At 37.5% G+C, this 22,083-nt stretch carries 19 protein-coding genes; 16 read left to right on the forward strand and 3 right to left on the reverse strand.

Annotation, left to right across the window (positions count from 1 at the left end):
• The first annotated feature begins 301 nt into the window (after nucleotides 1-301).
• The 3 genes from proC (at nucleotide 302) to ACWNMY_RS12195 (ending at nucleotide 3,735) form a co-directional block, all read left to right on the forward strand.
• On the forward strand, nucleotides 302-1,162 hold the full coding sequence (gene proC / locus ACWNMY_RS12185) for a pyrroline-5-carboxylate reductase (protein WP_449538548.1): 861 nt from the start codon (nucleotides 302-304) through the stop codon (nucleotides 1,160-1,162).
• Nucleotides 1,163-1,323: 161 nt separating this feature from the next.
• Nucleotides 1,324-2,445, forward strand: a complete 1,122-nt coding sequence (gene proB, locus ACWNMY_RS12190; RefSeq protein ID WP_449538549.1) for a glutamate 5-kinase — start codon at nucleotides 1,324-1,326, stop codon at nucleotides 2,443-2,445.
• A gap of 27 nt (nucleotides 2,446-2,472) precedes the next feature.
• Complete coding sequence (locus tag ACWNMY_RS12195; protein WP_449538550.1) at nucleotides 2,473-3,735, forward strand: glutamate-5-semialdehyde dehydrogenase; 1,263 nt, start codon at nucleotides 2,473-2,475, stop codon at nucleotides 3,733-3,735.
• Nucleotides 3,736-3,790: 55 nt separating this feature from the next.
• Here the strand turns inward: ACWNMY_RS12195 and ACWNMY_RS12200 are convergent, their stop codons facing one another.
• Nucleotides 3,791-4,624: a TetR/AcrR family transcriptional regulator gene (locus ACWNMY_RS12200; protein WP_449538551.1), complete on the reverse strand. Its 834-nt coding sequence runs from the start codon at nucleotides 4,622-4,624 to the stop codon at nucleotides 3,791-3,793.
• A 97-nt stretch (nucleotides 4,625-4,721) separates the two neighbouring features.
• Here ACWNMY_RS12200 and ACWNMY_RS12205 point away from each other — a divergent pair, with 97 nt between their 5' ends.
• The 12 genes from ACWNMY_RS12205 to ACWNMY_RS12260 all read left to right on the forward strand — a co-directional run bounded on the left by ACWNMY_RS12205 (nucleotide 4,722) and on the right by ACWNMY_RS12260 (nucleotide 19,543).
• Nucleotides 4,722-7,808, forward strand: a complete 3,087-nt coding sequence (locus ACWNMY_RS12205) for an efflux RND transporter permease subunit (protein WP_449538552.1) — start codon at nucleotides 4,722-4,724, stop codon at nucleotides 7,806-7,808.
• A 1,179-nt stretch (nucleotides 7,809-8,987) separates the two neighbouring features.
• A complete protein-coding gene (locus ACWNMY_RS12210) occupies nucleotides 8,988-9,755 on the forward strand; it encodes a MerR family transcriptional regulator (protein WP_449538553.1) in 768 nt (255 codons plus the stop codon).
• A gap of 201 nt (nucleotides 9,756-9,956) precedes the next feature.
• Nucleotides 9,957-10,811, forward strand: a complete 855-nt coding sequence (locus ACWNMY_RS12215; RefSeq protein ID WP_449538554.1) for a 2OG-Fe(II) oxygenase — start codon at nucleotides 9,957-9,959, stop codon at nucleotides 10,809-10,811.
• 244 nt (nucleotides 10,812-11,055) lie between these two features.
• A complete protein-coding gene (locus tag ACWNMY_RS12220; protein ID WP_449538555.1) occupies nucleotides 11,056-11,550 on the forward strand; it encodes a flavin reductase family protein in 495 nt (164 codons plus the stop codon).
• Nucleotides 11,551-11,634: 84 nt separating this feature from the next.
• Entirely contained in the window at nucleotides 11,635-12,120 is a 486-nt protein-coding gene (locus tag ACWNMY_RS12225) for a DUF1189 family protein (RefSeq protein WP_449538556.1), read from the forward strand.
• A gap of 214 nt (nucleotides 12,121-12,334) precedes the next feature.
• On the forward strand, nucleotides 12,335-13,261 hold the full coding sequence (locus ACWNMY_RS12230; RefSeq protein WP_449538630.1) for an ABC transporter ATP-binding protein: 927 nt from the start codon (nucleotides 12,335-12,337) through the stop codon (nucleotides 13,259-13,261).
• On the forward strand, nucleotides 13,254-14,492 hold the full coding sequence (locus tag ACWNMY_RS12235) for an ABC transporter permease (RefSeq protein WP_449538557.1): 1,239 nt from the start codon (nucleotides 13,254-13,256) through the stop codon (nucleotides 14,490-14,492). The genes ACWNMY_RS12230 and ACWNMY_RS12235 overlap by 8 nt, the downstream gene beginning before the upstream one ends.
• Before the next feature lie 278 nt (nucleotides 14,493-14,770).
• A complete protein-coding gene (locus ACWNMY_RS12240; RefSeq protein WP_449538558.1) occupies nucleotides 14,771-15,628 on the forward strand; it encodes an MBL fold metallo-hydrolase in 858 nt (285 codons plus the stop codon).
• Between the two features lie 129 nt (nucleotides 15,629-15,757).
• Nucleotides 15,758-17,209: a cardiolipin synthase gene (gene cls / locus ACWNMY_RS12245; protein ID WP_449538631.1), complete on the forward strand. Its 1,452-nt coding sequence runs from the start codon at nucleotides 15,758-15,760 to the stop codon at nucleotides 17,207-17,209.
• Between the two features lie 116 nt (nucleotides 17,210-17,325).
• Nucleotides 17,326-17,925, forward strand: coding sequence for an undecaprenyl-diphosphatase (locus ACWNMY_RS12250; protein ID WP_449538632.1), 600 nt, complete (start codon nucleotides 17,326-17,328; stop codon nucleotides 17,923-17,925).
• A 38-nt stretch (nucleotides 17,926-17,963) separates the two neighbouring features.
• The gene (locus ACWNMY_RS12255) at nucleotides 17,964-18,515 is read left to right on the forward strand and encodes an undecaprenyl-diphosphatase (protein ID WP_449538633.1); all 552 of its coding nucleotides are present in this window, start codon (nucleotides 17,964-17,966) and stop codon (nucleotides 18,513-18,515) included.
• 188 nt (nucleotides 18,516-18,703) lie between these two features.
• On the forward strand, nucleotides 18,704-19,543 hold the full coding sequence (locus ACWNMY_RS12260) for an SAM hydrolase/SAM-dependent halogenase family protein (RefSeq protein ID WP_449538559.1): 840 nt from the start codon (nucleotides 18,704-18,706) through the stop codon (nucleotides 19,541-19,543).
• A 53-nt stretch (nucleotides 19,544-19,596) separates the two neighbouring features.
• Here ACWNMY_RS12260 and ACWNMY_RS12265 read toward each other — a convergent pair whose 3' ends face one another.
• Nucleotides 19,597-19,767 (reverse strand): hypothetical protein, encoded by a 171-nt coding sequence (locus tag ACWNMY_RS12265; RefSeq protein WP_449538560.1) that lies wholly within the window; start codon nucleotides 19,765-19,767, stop codon nucleotides 19,597-19,599.
• A gap of 150 nt (nucleotides 19,768-19,917) precedes the next feature.
• A complete protein-coding gene (locus tag ACWNMY_RS12270; RefSeq protein WP_449538634.1) occupies nucleotides 19,918-20,667 on the reverse strand; it encodes a metallophosphoesterase family protein in 750 nt (249 codons plus the stop codon).
• A 327-nt stretch (nucleotides 20,668-20,994) separates the two neighbouring features.
• Here ACWNMY_RS12270 and ACWNMY_RS12275 point away from each other — a divergent pair, with 327 nt between their 5' ends.
• On the forward strand, nucleotides 20,995-22,074 hold the full coding sequence (locus tag ACWNMY_RS12275) for a sensor histidine kinase (protein WP_449538561.1): 1,080 nt from the start codon (nucleotides 20,995-20,997) through the stop codon (nucleotides 22,072-22,074).
• The last annotated feature ends 9 nt before the right edge of the window (nucleotides 22,075-22,083 follow it).

The following is a 22,083-nucleotide window of genomic DNA, read 5'->3' on the forward strand; positions in this document are numbered from 1 at the left end:
TAAATATAAGTGTATGTTTAAAAAGGAGGATGAAAGGACCACGTCGACAATAACGCCACGTCCTGTGGCAATGTCGACACTAGCACATCCTGTGCGTCGAAAGTTTGAGGCGGCGAAGCTCCCGCGTACCGGAGCGTATGCAATTAATACGTGAGGAGCGGAAAGGCAAGCCAACGAGCTTCCGCAGGATGTGGTGACTTCGACGTTCGACACAGGAAGTGTCGGTATATAGTCGAAGATCCTATACTGATGTGTCATTTTCACCGGACTTTTTAAACATCCTCTACAAGGGAGACATTTGATGTTACATGAGAAAACAATCGCTTTTATAGGGGCAGGTTCCATGGCAGAGGCAATGATTTCTGGTATTGTTGCAGCTGAAAAAGTCCCGAATAACCAGGTATATGTTACAAATAAAACAAATAAAGCACGCTTAAAAGAACTTGAAGCGGAATATAGAATTAACGGTTTAGAGAGCCAAAACCTAAACTTGCAAGATATTGATATTATAGTCCTCGCAATGAAACCTAAGGATGCTGAAGTCGCATTACAATCCATCAAAGATTCACTTCTACCAAATCAACTCGTGTTATCTGTATTAGCTGGTATTTCTACATCCTTTATGGAGAAGAATTTACCATTAGGTCAACAGGTGGTTCGAGTGATGCCAAATACATCTAGTATGATTGGAGAGTCCGCAACTGCCATTTCTGCCGGCACTTATACCACAAAAGAAAACATGTCACTTGCGACAGAATTACTTGAATCCATTGGTAAAGTCTATGAAATTCCTGAAGATCAAATGGATGTCTTTACAGGAGTAGCTGGTAGTGGCCCAGCATACATTTATTACCTTATGGAACACATGGAAGCAACTGTAAAAAAAGCAGGTTTGCATGAATCAGTTTCGAGGGACATCATCGCACAGACAATCGTAGGAGCAGCAAAAATGATTCAACAGCAGGATGCAACGCCTACTACTCTACGTGAAAATGTCACTTCACCAAATGGCACAACAGCTGCAGGTTTAGCAGCATTAGAAAAAAATGGTGGAGGAAAAGCAATCTCACAAGCGATAAAGCATGCGGCGAAACGTTCCGAAGAGATAAGCTCACAGTTAGAGGATACAGCTGTTGAAGCTAAGAAAGTAAGAGCTGTTTAATAGAGGTAGTGGGGTAGTTAAACGCAAGATTTGGTACGTACTTATCGACTACGTAAATAAGGAAAAACCTTCGGTGAATGCCTAGATTTTAGTTTATCTGAATAGTTGAGTTAAACACGTGAAGGCATAATTGATTAACAAAAATAGATAGGATTGATCGGATGTCCGCTGAAAAAAGAGTTGTCATAAAAGTCGGAAGTAGTTCCTTAACAAGCCGACATGGAGAAATTAGTAAGCGAAAACTAGAGAAATTAGCCAACGAGATTGCTGAGTTAAAGGATAATGGGCATGAAGTTGTCCTTGTATCATCAGGTGCAGTGGCTGCAGGATATAGAAAACTAGGATGCCTAAAGCGTCCAGATACGTTACCGGAAAAGCAAGCCGCGGCTTCTATCGGTCAAGGTTTGTTAATGGAGTCGTATTCTAATCTCTTTTTATCACATGGTTATGTAGCCTCACAAATTTTAATTTTACGTAGTGACTTCTTAGATGAATCACGCTATCAAAATGTTCGAAACACAATGAATGTACTATTAGAACGTGGGATAATCCCAATCGTCAATGAAAATGATACGTTATCTACGGAACGATTGAATTTTGGGGATAATGACACGCTGGCAGCTAAGGTTGCTGGTTTAGTAGATGCAAATCAGCTCGTCATATTATCTGATATAGATGGTTTGTATGATCATAACCCGGTAAAGAACAAAAATGCCAAGTTAATAGAGCGAGTCCACGAAATTACTGAGGAAATTGAGATGGCTGCAGGTGGCTCCGGAAGTGCAGTTGGTACAGGTGGAATGAAGTCAAAAATAGAAGCAGTAAAGATTGCCATGGCTTCTGGAATTTCAACATTTTTGGGAAATGCTAACACAGAGAATATACTTGTGGAAGCAGTGAATGAACAGGCTACAGGTACGTATTTTTCGTCAGGAGAACCTGTGAACATGTTAAATCAAAAGAAAAAGTGGATAGCCTTTCACTCAGGTATAAAAGGAGACATCCATATAGCTTCCCATGCTACATATCGCATGGTTGAAAAGAGAAAAGATTTACGAGCAAACGAGGTGATTCGAGTGACTGGTCGATTTGAAGAGGGCTCTGTTGTTCGTGTGTTGGATACGGATGGTGAAGAAATTGGCCGAGGAGTTGTGAACCTTTCGTCTGTAGAGATTCAACAGGCTATAAAAGATAAAACCGAAAAATCATTAGAATCAACCATTGTAGTAGATATGAGCGATTTTGTTTGTCATATTGATGCTCCTATTACAATAGGAGTGTAGGAGATTATTAGATTAGGGAGGAATTTGGTGACTTTATTAAAGGAAAACCTTGATATTATTGAACAGGCGCGTAAAGCAAAAAAAGCATCTAAGCAGATTGGTATACTATCAACAGAAGATAAAAATAGAGCATTATATATATTAGCGGAAATACTTGAAGCGGAATACAAAACAATTTTGGAAGCGAACAATGTAGATTTACAACATGGAAGAGAATCAGGATATTCAGAAAGCTTTATGGATCGATTAACTTTAACGAAAGAAAGAGTCTATGACTTTGCTGACGGTTTACGTCAAGTTGCGGAGTTAGAGGACCCAACTGATCAAGTGATTTCGGATTGGACATTGGATAATGGCTTACAGGTTACAAAAGTAACAGTACCACTGGGCGTAATTGGCATGATTTACGAAGCCCGTCCTAATGTAACAGTCGATGCGACAGGTCTTGCTTTAAAGTCAGGAAATGCCATTATTCTTAAGGGTGGTTCCTCTGCAATCCATACGAACAAAGCAATTGTGGAAGTTATCCAGTATGCTTTAGAAAAAACAAAAATCCCGATGGAAGCCGTTCAATTCATTGCAAGTACTGATAGAAACGCTACACAACAGCTATTTACAATGAAGGAATATATAGATGTTCTAATTCCTCGCGGGGGAGCGTCACTGATTCAAACTGTTGTTAAATATGCAACTGTACCTGTACTCGAAACAGGTGTAGGAAACTGTCATATTTATATTGATGCCAAAGCTAATGTTCATAAGGCATTATCCATCCTCGTGAATGCCAAAACCGATCGTCCAGCAGTTTGTAATGCGGCAGAAACAGTTCTTATTCACAAGGATTGGCTGACTGTAAATAAGGAAACGCTCGTGAATACATTACAGGCTCACTCAATTACGGTTCACGGAGATGAGACGACATTGTCAGTCATTCCAAACGCAATACCAGCCGGTGAAGAAGATTGGGTGAACGAGTATTTAAGCCTAGACATTGCAATGAAGGTAGTTGATGGTGTGGATGAGGCAATTGAGCATATTGAAATATATGGAACAAAGCACTCGGAAGCCATCGTTACGGAGGATGTGCAAACTGCTAAAGCATTTATGAAGCTGGTAGACGCTTCTGCTCTTTATCATAATGCTTCCACAAGGTTTACAGACGGAGGAGCTCTTGGATTCGGTGCTGAAATAGGGATATCAACACAAAAACTTCATGCTCGCGGACCAATGGGATTACCAGCTCTAACAACTGTTAAATTTTTAATGTCTGGCAATGGGCAGGTTCGATAAATAAAAAGAAAACAACGGCAAATTGCTTATGGTTAAAAGCAGTCTGCCGTTGTTTTTATAGTTTAAAGTACCTGCCAACTAGATAAGAAATCCATTTGCATTGTGGATTATTTCTTATATTTTCTACCAGTCCCTTTATAATTGCGGGACTAAAGGTTTGTTCAAGGACTTGTTCTTTTAGTAGTACAAGTGACTCCTTATCAATTGAGTCTTCCATATCATGTAATGCTGGGTCAATGATTTCAACTAATTGCTCTCTCGTTACTTCTTCTAACTTATGGAATTCTGATATTCGGTTAAGTTCAGGTGTTATAAAGGGGACTGTCATCCCTCTTGCAAGTAAGTCTGTTTTTTCTACAAGTGACTGACATAACAAATGAAGATCTAATGGTACATCATCGAATAAAAGGAGTTCTGAATAGATCCGCATAAGTCCTTTTATACAGTACAGAAGGTCGTATTTTGTTGTCAGTATGTCATCCCCGTAGATTTGTTCTATCATTGATAGTATAGAATTATCAACAAGCCTGTCATAATAATACATTTTAACTAGTAGTTCTTCGTTGAATGATTGAGTATTTTCTTTCATGAGAACCTTCGCAAAGTTTGAATGCTTTTCAAAGGATTGAAAGCTTACATAATAATAGTTAAAGAGTAAGTTTTCTTCATTTTCTTTATTTTTGACTAGATGGTCAATATCGGATGTGATTTGTTCCATAAAATGGTCAATGAGTGCTAAAATAAGTTCATCCTTTGATTTGAAAGAAAGATAAAAGGCACCCTTTGAAATTCCCGTATGTTCTGTTATTTGCTGAACAGATGTTGCTTCAATACCCTGTTTTGCAAAAAGCTCAAGAGCCTTTTCCATAATAAGCTGTTTTTTTACCATCTTAGTTATTCTCCCCTAGTTCTTCGTTGACAAATGACTGATTGGTCATTATTATAAGTAAATGGGATAAATAAGTCAATCTAGGGTAGGTGTAAGAGTGAGAGGTATAGTAAATTTCGTACTAAAGAATAAACTAGCAGTTTGGTTACTTACCATTATTGTGACAGTATCTGGAGTATATTCAGGTACACAAATGAAGACAGAAACCATTCCTGATATATCAATTCCGTTCCTAATGGTAATGGATGTATATCCTGGGGCAACCCCTGAACAAGTAATGGAAGATGTCTCCATGCCGATTGAAAGTGCAGTCGAGGGACTTGAAGGAGTAAAATCAGTCTATTCAAATTCATATTCAAACATGGCGAATATCCAAGTGGAATATGACTATGGTGAAGATATGGATGAGGCCAAACGTGCCTTACAAGCTGCGTTAGACGCAGTAACTTTGCCAGAGGGTGCGCAGGAGCCTGTTATAACAGCGATAAGCATGAACATGATGCCTGTTGTAGCCCTTAGCGTGAGTAGTTCAACAGAGGATATTGTAGAATTAACTTCTACAGTTGAAGATATCTTGCTTCCAAAACTTGAAAAGCTAGATGGTGTTGCGTCTGCAACAATTACCGGTCAGCATATAGAGGAAGTTGAACTTACTTATAACAAGGAAGAAATGGCAAAATACGATCTAACTGAGGATTCAGTCAAGCAAATGATCCAAGCGAGTGATATGGCTGTATCTTTAGGGTTATTTGAGTTCGAAGAAGGGGAACAAGCTGTTGCCATTGACGGTAAATTCATGACAGCAGATGAATTAAAGAAAATGTTAATTCCTGTTACACCTTCTGAAGAAAACCCAGTTCCATTTGTAGAGCTTGGTAAAATTGCTACGATTGAAGAGGTTGGTAGAGTTCAGTCAGTATCACGTACAAATGGCAAAGATGCAATTGCGATTCAGATTATTAAAGGACAACAGGATAATACAGTCGATGTTGTAAATGAAGTGAAAGACCTAGTAGAAGAAGAACAAAAAAATATCGAGGGTTTAATTATTGATGTGTCACTTGATCAAGGTGAGCCTATTGAAAAGTCCGTATCAACAATGGTTGAAAAGGCGCTATTTGGTGGACTAATTGCCGTTCTAATCATCTTATTGTTCTTACGTAACTTTAAGTCTACGATTATTTCAATTGTATCCATCCCTGTTTCTATATTTATGGCATTATTGCTACTGAAGTGGTTGGATATCACATTAAACTTGATGACACTAGGAGCGGTAACGGTCGCAATTGGTCGTGTAATCGATGATTCAATTGTTGTAGTTGAAAATATATATCGCCGACTCCATCTAAAAGAAGAGAAACTAAACGGACGTGCCTTAATTCGTGAAGCAACGCTCGAAATGTTTAAACCAATCCTTTCATCAACTTTAGTAACGGTTGCTGTTTTTGCTCCACTTATCTTTGTTGGTGGTATGGTTGGAGAATTATTTATGCCGTTCGCATTAACCATGACATTTGCATTAGGTGCTTCGTTATTAGTTGCGATTACCATCGTTCCAGCATTGTCACATACCTTGTTCAAGAAGAAACTTTATAGTGAAAAGGTAGAAGGATCACATAAGGAAGCTGGAAAACTAGCAAATTGGTATAAGGGAATTTTAGATTGGTCTCTTAACCATAAAATTATCGTCTCAGTTCTATCTATTTTATTATTAGTGGGCAGTTTAGCGTTAACTCCACTCATTGGATTTAGTTTCATGGGTAGTGAAGAGGAAAAGGTTATGTACTTAACCTATACTCCAGGTACTGGTGAATTAATGGAAGAAACATTGGAAAATGTTGCTTCAGTTGAAGAGGAACTTTTAAAACGAAAAGATATTGATATCCTTCAGTTATCAGTGACTGAAAGTGGAGATCCGATGGCCGCGATGATGGGAGGCGGCGGTGATGGTGCGTTAATGTACCTCATCTTTGATCCAGAAATGGATAACTTCCCTGAAGTGCGTGAAGAAATCGAGGATTATGTATTTAACTTAGGACAATCTGGAGAATGGAAGAGCCAGAACTTCTCTGCTATGTCAATGAGCACAAATGAAGTTAGCTATACATTCTACAGTGAAGATTTAGATAAGCTGTATGAAGCTGTTCATATGGTAGAAGATGTAATGAAAGAAAATGATGGCTTAGAGGATGTATCTTCAAGTGCAGAGGATGCATATGTAGAATACACATTTAAGGTGGAGCAGGATGAACTGCTACAATATGGATTAACAACTGGTCAAATTCTCATGATGTTAAATCCAGACCGTACGCAAGAAGTCCTCACAACTGTTGAGAAAGACGGAAATACTCTTGAGGTTATTGTGCAGAAGGATCAAGAAGCTACTCAACCTACATCAATTGAGGATATGTTAGCAACTCCTGTTCAAACGGCAGTTGGAACAACAATGCCGCTTTCTGATCTAGTGACTGTTGAAGAAGGAACTGCTTTAAATACACTTGCCCGCAGTAAAGGTGAGTACTATGCATCTGTATCAGGAACCATTATTGGTCAAGATATCTCAAAAGTATCTTCAGAAATAGGTAAAGATATTGATGAGTTAGATTTACCAAAAGGTGTGACAACAGATATTGCTGGTGTTCAAGCAGATATGACAGAAACATTTACTCAGCTAGGATTAGCAATGCTTGCAGCAATTGCAATTGTGTACTTCATCCTTGTAGTAACATTCGGAGAGGGAGTTGCACCATTTGCAATTCTATTCTCACTTCCATTTGCTGTGATCGGTTCATTTGTTGGATTGTTAATTGCAGGGGAAACAATCTCTGTTTCTGTTATGATGGGACTCTTGATGTTAATAGGAATAGTTGTCACAAACGCAATCGTTCTAGTAGACCGTATTATTCATATGGAACGAGATGGAATGACAATGCGTGAGGCTATCTTAGAAGCAGGTTCTACTCGTTTACGCCCGATACTAATGACGGCAATCGCGACAATTGGTGCGCTTATTCCATTAGTACTTGGTGAAGGCGGTGGCGGTCTAATTTCGAAGGGACTTGGTATTACCGTAATCGGCGGTTTGGCAAGCTCTACGCTCTTAACGCTACTTGTCGTACCAATCGTATATGAAGTACTATCTAAGATGTTTAAGAAAAACCGTAAAGACATTCAAGAAAACTAATCGTATCCGCCCTACAAGGTACTATCTATCTTGTAGGGTTTTTTTTTGTTTCTAACTATTCGAATATGGATAAAAAATAGTTCTATCCGATCTTAGAGTTTGTTCTACCATATAGTAGGTGTTTAGCGTGTGTACCGGTTCCGTGTAGTCGGCTGCCAAAAGCATACACAAACTACTTTTGCGAATGGTTTTACTGGATATTTGTTTAAAAACCATTCGAATCTGGAAAGTAATTACAGTTACAGCTGATATCATAGCTAAATTTACCACATACTGGATGCTGCGAATGTATTTCTTATAAACTAGCGGTCAAAAGCATGCGTAAACTAAATTTGCGAATGGTTTTGGCTGAAATTTGTTTAAAAACCATTCGAATCTGGAAAATAATTACAGTTACAGCTGATATTATAGCTAAACTTACCACATACTGGAAGTTGCGAATGTGTTTCTTATAAACTAGCCGTCAAAACCATGCGTAAACTACATTTGCGAATGGATTTACTGGATATTTGTTTAAAAGTCATTCAAATCTGGAAATTAATTACAGTTACAGCTGATATCATAGCTAAATTTACCACATACTGGATGCTGCGAATGTATTTCTTATAAACTAGCGGTCAAAAGCATGCGTAAATTACTTTTGCGAATGGTTTTACTGGATATTTGTTTAAAAACCATTCGAATCTGGAAAGTAATTACAGTTACAGCTGATATCATAGCTAAATTTACCACATACTGGATGCTGCGAATGTATTTCTTATAAACTAGCCGTCAAAAGCATGCGTAAACTACATTTGCGAATGGTTTTGGCTGATATTTGTTTAAAAACCATTCGGAACTGGAAAGTAATTACAGTTATAGCTGATAATATAGTCTAATTTACCACATACTGGAAATTGCGAATGTATTTCTTATAAACTAGCCGTCAAAAGCATACACAAACTACATTTGCGAATGGTTTTACTGGATATTTATATAAAAACCATTCAAATCTGGAAAACAATCACATCTTCCACACGACTCCAAAGCAATTTTTACCATACGTTGGATATTATTTGCAAAGCCCTCTACCCATAAACCAAAATGCATTCTTTTAAAAAGTTTAAAATAATATAGATTATCGTGTTGACCTTACCGTTGCGTAAAGGTGTAAAGTGAAATTATCAGGAGGTGGTGCAGATGGAATACACAGTACAAAGATTAGCAAAGTTAGCTGGAGTAAGTACAAGGACATTACGATACTACGATGAAATCGGGATTCTTAAGCCGGCAAGAATCAATTCATCGGGGTACAGGATATATGGCCAACATGAGGTAAACCGGCTACAGCAAATTCTCTTTTACCGTGAGCTAGGTATCAACCTTACTGATATAAAAAACATAATGACAGATCCAGCTTTTGATGAATCCAAAGCGTTAAAAGAACATCGGGAGCAACTTCTTGATAAACGAAAACAGCTAGATGCCTTAATTGCTAATGTTGAGAAGACAATTGCGCAAAGTGAAGGGAGAATAACGATGAGCGATAAAGAAAAGTTTGAAGGGTTTAAGAGGAAAGCCCTTGAAGATAATGAGAAAAAGTATGGAAAAGAAATTCGGGAGAAGTATGGTGAAGAAACAGTAAAGCAATCAAATGAAAAATTCATGAATCTGTCTAAGGAAGAACATGATGAAGCTGTTCAAATTGAGGCAAAGTTAAGAGAGACCCTTGCCGCCGCTATAAAGGTTGGAGACCCTGCTGGAGAGCTTGGACAAAAGGCGGCCGAATTGCATAAAAAATGGCTTCTGTTTTTTTGGCCACAATACAGCAAAGAGGCTCATGCAGGTTTAGCGCAAATGTATGTGGATGATGAAAGATTTACTGCGTATTACGACAAAGAACAACCTGGAACAGCTGAATTCTTAAGAGACGCAATACAAATCTATACTGGTAGTAAGAATGTATAAAATAAAGTAAAAAGAGGAATGCGGGGTAACTCGTATTCCTTTTTTAATACTCAAGGAAATTCAATTACATTCAAAAAATAGTAATCATTACCACAAATTAGCCACTATATATTAAAATATAATGTAAGGGATTACTTGGGCCAAAGGGACAGGTTCCTCGACCCAAAATCTACGCAAACATGGGCTAAAGGAGAGGTAGAAATGGAGAAAGCGAATCAAATTCCGAGTGCACTCATGGATTGGATTATAAAAACACTAAACAGTGGCGTTAAACCAGAAGCGATTGTAGATGCAATGATTCGAAAAGGGTATGACTCGAGGCTCTCATATACGACTTTATTTCGAATTGTTAACAATAAACCAACTAATATACAAGGTGTACATGCTCCATTTGAATACGAACAGCCCGAGATAGCCAAGAAAGGAAATCTCATACATACAAGTGATCGCAACGTTAAGGTCCTTTCGAAAGTAGAAAAGCCTTTTATTTTACATTTAGATAACGTGTTAACCATAGAAGAGTGTGACCAGTTAATTGAATTATCGAGGAAGCGTTTAAAACCTTCAACTGTCATTGACCCAAAAACAGGTGAGGAAAAGGCAGCAACTGGTCGGACTAGTAAGGGAATGTCTTTTTATTTGCAAGAAAATGAGTTTATCACCAAAATTGAAAAAAGAATTTCGGAACTTACAGAATTCCCAATTGAAAATGGAGAAGGACTTCAGGTTCTGAATTATGGTATCGGTGAGGAGTACAAAAACCATTTTGATTACTTTCCTTCCAGTAAGGTGAATCCAGATAAAGGTGGCCAGCGGGTTGGAACTTTTCTCATTTACCTAAATGATGTATCTGCAGGAGGCCAAACTGTCTTTCCTAAAGCGGGGGTCTCAATCGTGCCTAAGAAGGGCTCTGCCGTATATTTTCAATACGGTAACAGTAGGGGCGAGGTTGATCGTTTGTCATTGCATTCAAGTATACCTGTATCAACGGGTGAAAAATGGGTTGCAACGAAATGGATTCGTCAGGGGAATATATATATCAAAGAGGATAAGTAAAATCGAAGCTACCTAACCGGAGCTCTAGCTTTGGTGGCTGAGCTGGCCTAAATAGAGCTAGGACCATTCTGTACTTTGTCTACGTGCTTTCTACGTTCATGCTTGCCTTTGCTATGCTTTTTTATATTTGTGCATACAATTAGAATTGTCATTATAATCATGATATAGTTAGAGTAGTTTTAGACATGGAAAATTAGTAAGATATAGATAAACAGTGCTCGATTTTATAGAAAGGTGTGTGAGTATGGATAAAAATACGAAAACACAAGACTTTAAGGCTGTAATGGGAAATTATCCTACAGGTGTAACAGTTGTCACTACAACTGATGAAAATGGAGTGCCACTTGGCCTTACCGTTAATTCATTTGCTTCTGTTTCATTAGACCCATTATTAATTTTATGGTCGATTGATAAAAGTGTATCTACTTACGATATTTTTACGAAAACAGATAAATTTGCAGTACATGTGTTAGCGGGTGACCAAGCAGATATTTGCACATTGTTTGCAAGTAAAGGTACAGATCGTTTTGGCAGTTGTGAATGGAAGATGTCAGACAATGACCTTCCAATTATTGAGGGTGCTTCAGGGGTTTTACATTGTAAGACCTTCCAAACAATTGAAGCCGGTGACCATACGATTTTAATTGGTGAAGTGGTTGAAATTGAGAACTACAGCAAGCCGCCACTTCTATACCATAGTCGCAAATTTGGACCTATTCCAGAAGACTTTTATAAGTAAGATCCTTGATACCTTTCCTTCCATTTTGGAAAGGTTTCTTTTCTGTAAAAATATTAATTCATAAAACGAAGTGAGTGGCTCTTGGTGAAACTTTTTTCAACATTATCGGATAGTTGGCGTTTGCCAGAAAAGACAGCTATGAAGCGGTTAAATCGGTTGGAGATGAGAAATACACTAGTATTCCTCCTTTTATTATTGTTTATATTAGCTCTTCCAATTGAAATAAATTTACTGTTGGATGAATCCTATAAAGAAAATGACATTCCTCAAAACGTCTACTTTATCCAAGTCCTCCTATTTTATCCCTTTTTAATGCTTTTTCTAGGGATTCTCGGCATTTCTTTAGTAGCTGGGGTTGGAGTTGCAGTTAGCAGACTAGTACATCGACAATTAAAATTTCAATTTTTATGGAAAATGTGTGCCTTTGCTTTAACAAAACCTATTATTATTTTTGCAGTTGCAAACTTGTTCATCGGTACTCATTGGGTTGTTAATGCATTTGTTTTTATTCTATTATTCTATACCGTACTTAGGATGATCTTTCATTATCCTAAAAGGAAAAAATCATAATTAAAAAAGAACTGGAAGTTGGTACTATCCCATACTTTCCAGTTCTTTTTATTTTGGAGGAACGCCTTTTGTCCACTATCCTAGTTAAAAACTTGAAACCTTTTTTTGGAATAATCGTACATACATAATGTGATAGAAAACGATAATCATACATAACTTGTTCAACGTGTAACTCCTCGTCGAATAAAGTAGTAGGGAGGAATGAGGAATGAAGATGGAAGCTTTTTTAAAAGTGGATCATTTAAAAAAATCCTTTAAAGACACCCAAGTCTTAAAGGATATTTCATTTGAAGTATATAAAGGTGAAATCATGGCCATTCTTGGTCCAAACGGAGCGGGTAAATCAACAACCATCCGTAACATCATGGGGATTATGTACCCAGATGAAGGAACAATTATGTTTCAAGGACATAAGGAAATTCCCCGTAGTAAAATCGGGTATTTGCCAGAGGAACGAGGACTTTATAAAAATGTAAAGGTTATGGATATTCTTCTTTATTTAGCTGAACTAAAGGATTATCCAGTGAAAAAGGCAAAAGAACGTGCTCTAGCTTATTTGAAAAAGTTTGGATTAGAGGGCAAGGACAACGCTTCAATAGAAGAACTTTCAAAGGGAATGGGACAAAAGGTTCAATTTATCGCATCCATTTTACATGAACCGGAGTTCTTAATCCTCGACGAACCTTTTTCAGGATTAGACCCAGTAAGCCAGGAGTTATTTAAACAAGAAATACGTGACCTCGCTGCGAAAGGAACTGCTATTCTATTATCCTCGCATCAAATGAACCTAGTTGAGGAAATGTGTGATCGATTATTTCTTATCCACCGTGGCCAAAAAGTGATAGCAGGTTCAATGGATAATGTAAAAAAGGAATACGCCAACTTCAAATGCACCATTCGTGGAAAGAATACAATAGCGAATTTACAAGGACTTCCTGAGGTTCAGCGTGTGGAACAAAATGAAGATACTTCTATTTTATACCTTTCAAAGGATGTTTATGTTGCAAGCTGGTTAAAGCATCTACCAGAGAATTTGGAAATCAATGAATTATCCATTGATCGAATATCCCTCCATGAAATATTTATTGATATCGCAACTGATAAGAATATGTTAAGAGGGGAGGTAGATGTAAATGCGTAATGCAATGAAGGTAGCGAAGTGGGAAGTAAAAAGGAATATGAAAAATAAATCCTTTCTAATCGGATTATTTTTAACACCTGCGATCTTTTTGGCATTTATGTTTTTGGGAACTATCTTTGGGGATTCTGAAATTGAAGAAGAACCTAGAACTCAGGTCTACATCAATGATGAGTTAGGGGCGTTTGAAACGATTCAGGAAGCAGTAAATGCTCAGGATTTGAATTGGGACATAGAGGATACTGATTTGGTTGCAGAGGATATCCAGGTTGAACTAGTAGGTGCTGAACATACAGCATATATATTGTTAGAGGAATCAAGCCTCGAAAGTGGTATTATCCCAGTTTACACAAGTGATGAAATAAGTCCATTTTTTATCAATCAGGTTCAGGTTTTAGAAACACCTTTAAAAGCACTACAAATGCAGAAACTCGGAGTAACAGAAGAACAACTTTCTGCTATGTCTAAGCAAATCATTTTTGAAGAACCTTCCCTTGATGAGGGAGACAGTATAGTAGAAGAAGAGTCATCTCTACTTGGTGAAGATCCTTTAAAAAGAATCGTACCAGGAGCTTTTGCAGGAATTATTTTATTATCAATTATTTTTTCAGGTATGTATATATTCCAAAGTGCTTCGCAAGAGAAAAAGGAAAAAGTTGCGGAAATTATTTTATCCTCTCTTACGCCAGGTGAATTAATGCAAGGGAAAATTATCGGGTATTTCATTTTAGGTATGATCCAAGCGGTTGTCTTTCTTGGATTTGGAATCCCAATTGCACTTTGGAAATTAGATATTCCTATCTTAGAATATTTATTTGTACCGGAAGTGTTGTTATTTGTCTTAATTGCAATCTTGGGGTATCTCTTATTCTCAGCCCTATTTGTTGGTGTAGGTGCGACGATGGCAGATATGTCCTCAGCTGGTAACTTCCAAGGTCTTGTTATGATGTTACCGTTCCTACCGTTCATATTTATCGGACCAATTGTCGGAGATCCGAGTGGATTGTTTGCAAAGGTAGGAACATTTATACCATTCGCAACACCTGGAGTGCTGCTGTTGCGACTTACATTATTAGAAGAATGGCCGTGGATGGAGATTGGGATTGCGTTACTCATACTCGTATTGAGCATCTGGTTGTTTATGAAGTTAGCAGGAAAAATCTTTAAGACGGGCATTCTTATGTATGGGAAAAATGCAACACCGAAGGAAATCTGGAAGTGGATCCGTTCGTAAGAGAATAATATCGGGGATGAAATGAAGAAAAAATTAAAACCCTTTTTAGTAATAGAATGGATAACAATTATAGGTGCTACAACTGCAGCCTATATTCGTTGGGATGTCCCACTCTATATTTGTTTGGGAATCATTATAGTAGTGTCATTCTAACCCTCTATTTCTCAAAAGAAAACAACAAAAATATAGACCATAAGTAAATTGTCAGAGAGACGTGCATAACATAATTTCTTTATCCTGTGAAACACTATTCATATGAAAGTGTTAGGAGGAGCAACATGGATAAAGACATGCAATACGGAAGTGACTATAAATTTATACCTGCTACGTCTATTGGTAGTGGAATAGGAATACAGGTTTTGCCGGATATATATTCCCATACGGTCCAAATTGTTAATTTTATGCTCGTGGGGGAGCAAAACTCGTCAGACTTTGTCATTATTGATGCTGCGATGCCGGGATCAGCTGAGGAAATAATCTCTGTTACGGAAGAACGTTTTGGTCCAAATAGTCGACCAAAGGCAATTCTTTTAACACATGGTCATTTTGATCATGTCGGTGCCATTATTGAATTAATTGAGCATTGGAATGTACCTGTATATGCTCACGAGCGGGAAATGCCATTCTTAACCGGGGTAAAAAGCTACCCAGAACCAGACCCGACAGTAGAGGGGGGGATGGTTGCGAAAATGTCTCCAATGTTTCCAAATGACCCAATAAATATAAGTGGGCATGTTGAAAAACTGCCTGCTGATGGAACAGTTCCACATTTGCCTGAGTTCCGCTGGATTCATACACCAGGGCATTCACCTGGCCATGTATCCTTCTACCGAGAGAATGATGGTGTCCTAATTGTGGGGGATGCGTTTGTGACAGTAAAACAAGAGTCGCTATACAAAGTATTTACACAGGAACAGGAAATTAGTGGCCCTCCTCGTTATTTAACAACAGATTGGCAGGCAGCAAAGAGCTCAGTTGAAACTTTACATAAGTTAAAACCAAACGTTGCTGTAACAGGTCATGGTTTGCCGATGACAGGGGAGCTATTAACAGATTCCTTAGATAAATTAGTGAAAGAGTTTGACAGCATTGCGATTCCAGACTATGGAAGGTATGTAGATAAAAACATACATTAAACTAGAAAACCTGGCGAACTAGCCAGGTTTTCTTACACTTGAATACAACTCAAAGATATATTGTTTCATAAACGTTACCTTCTATAGTATATTGTAATGTAGAATGAATCGGTGAGAGAGGGAAATATGGTGAATATTTCTTCATTATTACTTAGTTTGGTATTGATTTTAAATATTGTATTTGCGGTAGTAGTCATCTTTCGAGAACGCAGAGATGCTAGTTCTACTTGGGCGTGGCTTTTGGTCCTTTTCTTTATACCTGTGGCAGGATTCATACTGTATTTGCTATTAGGTAGAAATTTAACTCGCGACCATTTATTTCAATGGGAAGATTTGAAAAAAAGTGGATATGAAGAAATGTTAAAGGAACAAAAGCATCAGCTTCGGACACAGCAATTCCACTTTAATAAATGGGTGACAAAGAATAACCAGGACCTTATCTATATGAACCTTGTGAATGATCAAGCTTTATTCACAGAAAATAATGCAGTCGAAGTTTTTACCGATGGTCAGGAAAAGTTCAGAAGTTTATTCCAAGACATTGAAAATGCAAGGGAATTTATTCATTTGCAATACTATATTATCAAGAATGATAATTTAGGCAAAAAGTTAATGGAGGCATTAACAAAAAAGGTAAAAGAAGGCGTTAAAGTTCGTGTACTGTATGATCAACTTGGATCAAGAACATTAACAAAGCGTTTTTTTAAGGAATTCACTGAAGCCGGGGGTCTTGTAGAAGTATTTTTCCCGTCGAAGTTACCTTTTATTAACCTCCGAATGAACTTTCGAAACCACCGGAAATTAGTAATCATCGATGGAAAAATCGGGTATGTGGGTGGCTTCAATGTTGGTGATGAGTACTTAGGTTTAAATAGAAGATTTGGATACTGGCGAGATACACATTTACGAATTAGGGGTATTGCTGTTGATGCCATGCAAGCGCGCTTTATTCTAGATTGGAATCAAGCTTCTCGTTATTTCGATATTGTGTATGATCCAAAGCTTTTTCCAGTCGAGAACTATCGCCTTGGAGATGTTGGGATTCAAATTGTAACAAGTGGACCTGACTCAGATTTCGAGCAGATAAAAAATGCCTATATCAAAATGATATACTCGGCTAAAAAATCAATTTATATTCAAACTCCTTATTTTATACCAGATAAAAGTTTGCTTGATGCACTAAGGGTTGCGTGCCTTTCAGGTGTGGAAGTAAATATAATGATTCCTGATAAGCCGGACCATCCTTTTGTGTATTGGGCAACATTGTCACATATTGGTGAGCTTCTTCCGGTAGGGGCCAATGTTTATATTTATAGCAATGGCTTTATCCATTCAAAAACACTTGTTGTGGATAAAGAGATATCATCTGTTGGTACAGCAAATATTGATGTAAGGAGCTTTCGCCTCAACTTTGAAGTAAATGCTTTTTTATATGATGAGGACATTTCAAAAGAGTTATCGGAAATTTTTAAAGAGGATATAAAGCTATCAAAATTATTAACCTATGAAGAATATGGAAAAAGAGGTCTTAACGTGAGATTCAAAGAATCCATTTCAAGGCTTTTGTCGCCGATTTTATAACTGCGTTTTCGGTGCGGCTTACATTTTTGTAATGAAAATGTAAGCTATAGCGCTGTTTTTATGATCTGATATGCAATATATTCTCCTTAGTAAGTAGTATGGAGGAGATGTATGTGATTAATATGTTTGACATGAATATTGAATTATTTCACCTAATTAATGATAAGGGGAAAGAACTCTCATTTTTGAACCCCCCTATGATCATTATTACGGAATACTTGGCATTTTTTCTTGCATTTGCTGTTCTTGTATTTTGGTTTAAAAGGGATCAGCCAAATCGTATCATGATTATTAGTGCAGGTTTTGCATTTATAGTAGCGGAGATACTTGGGAAGCTGGCTGGCCAGCTCCATTCACATTACCAGCCATTTGCAGTTCTAGAAGATGTGAACCAACTCATTGACAAAGCGATAGATAATTCATTTCCAAGTGATCATACAATACTCTTTTTTGCCTTTTGTTTTACCTTTTTTCTGTTTAATAAGAAGAGTAGATATTTTTGGATGGTATTGGCTTGTTTAATGGGTTTTTCTCGTATTTGGGTGGGTGTGCATTATCCTGTAGATGTTTTGGTAGGAGCAATGATAGCAATGATTTCCGCCACCATTTTCTACGTGATCGTAACAAGGTTGTCCATAATCCAACGTCTATTAGCTATCTATGAAAAATATGAACAACTTGTCTTACCTACTAAACTGAAAGATAAAAACTTATAAAGAGAAGTAGCTATTGTGGGGGGAGTTTCTTGAAGGTAATGGACATAAATATTGACTTGTTTTATCAGATTAACGGCCTAGGAGAAGTAGTGCCATTTCTAAACTTGCCAATGGTGCTTATTGCGAGTTATACTCTATATTTCCTGATAGTTGCTGTCATTTTTTACATGATCACAAAGAAAGATCGAATGATGAGTCTAAGTGCATTGCTTTCAGTCGGTTTAGCAATAGTAATCGGAAAATTAGTGGGGCAGCTGCATTCAAATCAACAACCTTTTGCTGAATTGCCGAATGTAAACCAGTTGGTTGAAAAGGCAGTCAATAATTCGTTTCCAAGTGACCACACAATGATCTTTTTTGCAGTTTGTTTTACCTTCTTTCTATATAAGAAAAAGGGCAGATTTCTTTGGATCATACTTGCTTGTTTAGTTGGATTCTCTCGGATTTGGGTGGGGGTACATTACCCTGGAGACATTCTTGTGGGTGCGCTCATTGCAATGGCCTCAGCATATCTCATATTTAGTATAGTACGTAAGAATCCGTACTTGCTAAAGAAAAACGAAGATAGAGACCAAGAACGTGCAATTTAAAACAACTGAATAGAATTTTAAAAAAGGAATTGGTTCCTGTGAGGAATCAATTCTTTTTTAGTTGCTTTCCTTCAGATTGCTAATTCGTAAAGTAAAAAAATAAACCGGCAGAAAAAAGATTATTTGTAAACGAACTGCTAAAAATAGAATATTCGTCATATATTTTTGTATGAAATGGAGGAGTATTTGTGAAGAATCATTTAGTGTTGCAAACTGACTTTGGAACAAGTGATGGGGCAGTTAGCGCAATGTATGGTGTCGCCCTTTCTGTTCACCCGTCACTTCATGTTTATGATATAACGCATGACATACCTCAATTTAACATATGGGAGGGCTCCTACCGTTTATTCCAAACTGTTACTTATTGGCCAAAGGGGACTGTTTTTGTATCAGTAGTTGATCCAGGTGTAGGGACTGATCGCCTTAGTATTGTAGTGATGACAGAAAACAATCAATATATCGTAACACCTGATAATGGGACAATCACTCACGTAAAGCATAGGTTTGGGATTAAAGAGGCAAGGGTAATTGATGAAAGTAAAAATCGGTTACCGTTCTCCGGTGATTCATACACGTTTCATGGAAGAGATGTGTATGCGTACACAGGAGCTAGACTTGCTTCAGGTATCATTACATACGAAGAGGTAGGACCAACCATTTCGTTGGATTCCCTTGTTGAGTTACCGATATGTAAGGCAGCAGTTCAATATAATATGGTGACTGGCACGATTGATATTCTGGATATTCGCTTTGGTAATCTATGGACGAATATTGATCGTGAGCTCTTTAAACAATTGGACATTACTTATGGTGATACAGTTGAAGTGACCATAGAAAAGGAAGATGAAACGAGATACAAGGGTGTCATGACATTTGGGCGCTCCTTCGCAGACACCGACTTAGGGAAGCCATTATTGTATATCAACTCGTTAGATAAAATTGGTGTGGCTTTAAACCAGGATTCCTTTGCATCGGCATATGACATTGGAACAGGTGTAAGCTGGAAAATAAAAGTTCGAAAGGGATAGGCATCGCAGCCTAGCAAAAAAGAATACCCAATTCGGGTATTCTTTTTGTGTTATTAGGTTAATGGAGTTTTGTTTTGCTTTAAAAGGTTTGATGCCGGAAGTGTGATGATTTTCCCGCCAATTTGAACATGAATTGAATCATTGAAGATTGCTTTCACTATCCCTTTTAATTGGACAGTTGAATTAACCGTGATCTCTTTTTTGGAATCGTGATTAGTGGTCAAGGCAATTCTCCTCTCAGGTTATGTTTATATATATAGAGGTTAAAATTAAAAACATTATATACAATATTTATGAAAGTCATACTAAGAAAATATCGTTATTTTATATTTTACATGTATTCTTTTTTATTGTGCAAGTCTCAAGAATTGGGATTAATCCTTTTTGGGTGCACCTCTGTAGATAGCCTCTCTAAGCTCCTTTGCGTATTGGTCTAGATAAGGCAAATCCATTTCAGTAGCAATTTGTATTTCCTTTTCAATGTCATATGGAACACGAACAATTTCAATTGAAAAAGGAGCCACCTCTTTTGAGTGATATTCCCCATGTAAAATTGCGTATGTAGCCTGTGTCAGATCAAGAGGGTTGCCAACGCTGCCGACGTTTAATAGAGTCAAATCTGTCTCAATTGGTTCAATTAGTGCGGCATGAATATCTCCAAAACCTATTACATCTGGAGTCTTTTCTGTCAATGGTTTAATCCACTCGGATAAATCAAACATTGCTCTTTTTTCCTCATCAGAATGGATCATTGGGACAACGCGATGGTGGACGCTTTTTGCAGAAGCATGATATAACCGTATATACTTTCCGCTCATATAAAAATCATAATGAAATGGTAGTGTACCTAGATAAGACAATCGTTCTTCCCCCAACTGATTTCGATGCCAGGTGATTGCTTTATCTGGATGCTCCTTTTGAATAAAATCGTCCCAATTTCCCAATAGTACAACCTCACACGATTCCCGAATGCGATCCACAGCCTCACTTGAATTTGGGCCTTTCCCTACAAGATCACCAAGACAGATAATTGTTTGGATTCCACGCACTTTTATATGCTCTAGAACTGCTTCTAAAGCTGTCATATTTCCGTGAATATCGGAAATGAGTGCAATACTCATAATGAAGGCCCCCTATAGTAAATGTTGGTATTTTAATAATAAAGTAGATTGAAAATTTTGTCATTACTAATTTGCGTATTCTTGTTACTTATTCAAGATGGTTAGTCTTTGTAAAGGCATCCTCCAGTATTCATGGTGCGTGTATAGTTGTAGGAAATGGGCGGGAAAAATTGACCAAGAACAGTCATGGGAACCTGTAAATCAATAGAGTTCCCTATCCCAATGGGGAGTGCCTTTTTAATTTAATAAAAATTTAAGAATTGGTTTAGATTATAGTAACAGTTTACCTCTACGCTATAGTAAGGTTGGAGCAGGTAAGGAAGGTGAAATATGTCCATTCGAAAAAGGTTAATTCTATCAAATGTTGCAATGATTCTAATTCCCGTTATCGCCTTTTTTGTAATTGAAATTTTTTTGAGTATTCTTCTCTTTCACATACTAGGCGAGGATCCTGAGGGTAATCAAAAGAAGTTTCTGCAAATACGCTATTTTCTATTTATTGCTGTACTCATTATTACAAATGCACTGCTAACGTACTCGGTTTCCAAAAGTATATTGAAGCCTATTGAAAAGCTTTCAATTGCAGCTCATGAAATCAGTAAAGGAAACCTGGATTTTCCTATAAAACCGATGAGCAGAGATGAACTAGGGAAGTTATCGGAAACCTTTGAACTAATGAGGATGAAATTAAAGGAATCTGCGGATATGCAGATGAAATATGAAGAAAATCGGAAGGAGCTTATCGCAAGTATCTCCCATGATTTAAAAACGCCCATTACGTCAATTAAGGGCTATGTAGAAGGAATCCGTGATGGTGTTGCCAATACCCCAGAAAAGATGGAACGCTATATTCAGACGATCTATACGAAATCTTTAGATATGGACCATCTAATTGATGAGTTATTTTTATACTCCAAGTTGGATTTGAACCGAGAACCTTTTCAATTTGAAGAAGTAGACTTACGCTGTTACTTTTTAGATTTCATGGAGGAGTTGCAATATGAGCTTGAGAAGGATCATATCGCTGTATCAGTACATGCAAATGAGAATGAAACCTATAAGGTAGTGGTAGACAGGGAACAGCTAAAACGCGTTGCTATGAATATTATTCATAATAGCTTAAAGCATCTGGATAAGGAGAAGAAGACACTACATATCTACCTATCAGTAAAGGATGAGATGGTAGTAACACAGATTCAAGATAATGGGAATGGGATTTCTGAAGAAGCACTCCCTTATATATTTGAGAGGTTTTATCGTGCAGACCAAGCAAGAAACACTCAAACAGGTGGAACGGGGCTCGGTCTTGCAATTGTAAAACGTATTATTGAGCAGCATGGAGGAGAAATTTGGGCTGAAAGTAAGGTGGGGGAAGGAACAAGTATTACCTTCACGCTGAAACGGGCTTAAGTAAGGATG

The sequence above is a fragment of the Ferdinandcohnia sp. Marseille-Q9671 genome (genome assembly GCF_976954385.1).

Excerpts from the sequence above, each read along its gene's own strand:
- ACWNMY_RS12230 (WP_449538630.1), top strand. The coding sequence starts at position 12,335 with ATGGAAGCTTTTTTAAAAGTGGATCATTTAAAAAAATCCTTTAAAGAC.
- proC (WP_449538548.1), top strand. The coding sequence starts at position 302 with ATGTTACATGAGAAAACAATCGCTTTTATAGGGGCAGGTTCCATGGCA.
- ACWNMY_RS12220 (WP_449538555.1), top strand. The coding sequence starts at position 11,056 with ATGGATAAAAATACGAAAACACAAGACTTTAAGGCTGTAATGGGAAAT.
- ACWNMY_RS12235 (WP_449538557.1), top strand. The coding sequence starts at position 13,254 with ATGCGTAATGCAATGAAGGTAGCGAAGTGGGAAGTAAAAAGGAATATG.
- ACWNMY_RS12200 (WP_449538551.1), bottom strand. The coding sequence starts at position 4,624 with ATGGTAAAAAAACAGCTTATTATGGAAAAGGCTCTTGAGCTTTTTGCA.
- ACWNMY_RS12240 (WP_449538558.1), top strand. The coding sequence starts at position 14,771 with ATGGATAAAGACATGCAATACGGAAGTGACTATAAATTTATACCTGCT.
- ACWNMY_RS12255 (WP_449538633.1), top strand. The coding sequence starts at position 17,964 with ATGGACATAAATATTGACTTGTTTTATCAGATTAACGGCCTAGGAGAA.
- ACWNMY_RS12275 (WP_449538561.1), top strand. The coding sequence starts at position 20,995 with ATGTCCATTCGAAAAAGGTTAATTCTATCAAATGTTGCAATGATTCTA.
- ACWNMY_RS12210 (WP_449538553.1), top strand. The coding sequence starts at position 8,988 with ATGGAATACACAGTACAAAGATTAGCAAAGTTAGCTGGAGTAAGTACA.
- proB (WP_449538549.1), top strand. The coding sequence starts at position 1,324 with ATGTCCGCTGAAAAAAGAGTTGTCATAAAAGTCGGAAGTAGTTCCTTA.
- ACWNMY_RS12215 (WP_449538554.1), top strand. The coding sequence starts at position 9,957 with ATGGAGAAAGCGAATCAAATTCCGAGTGCACTCATGGATTGGATTATA.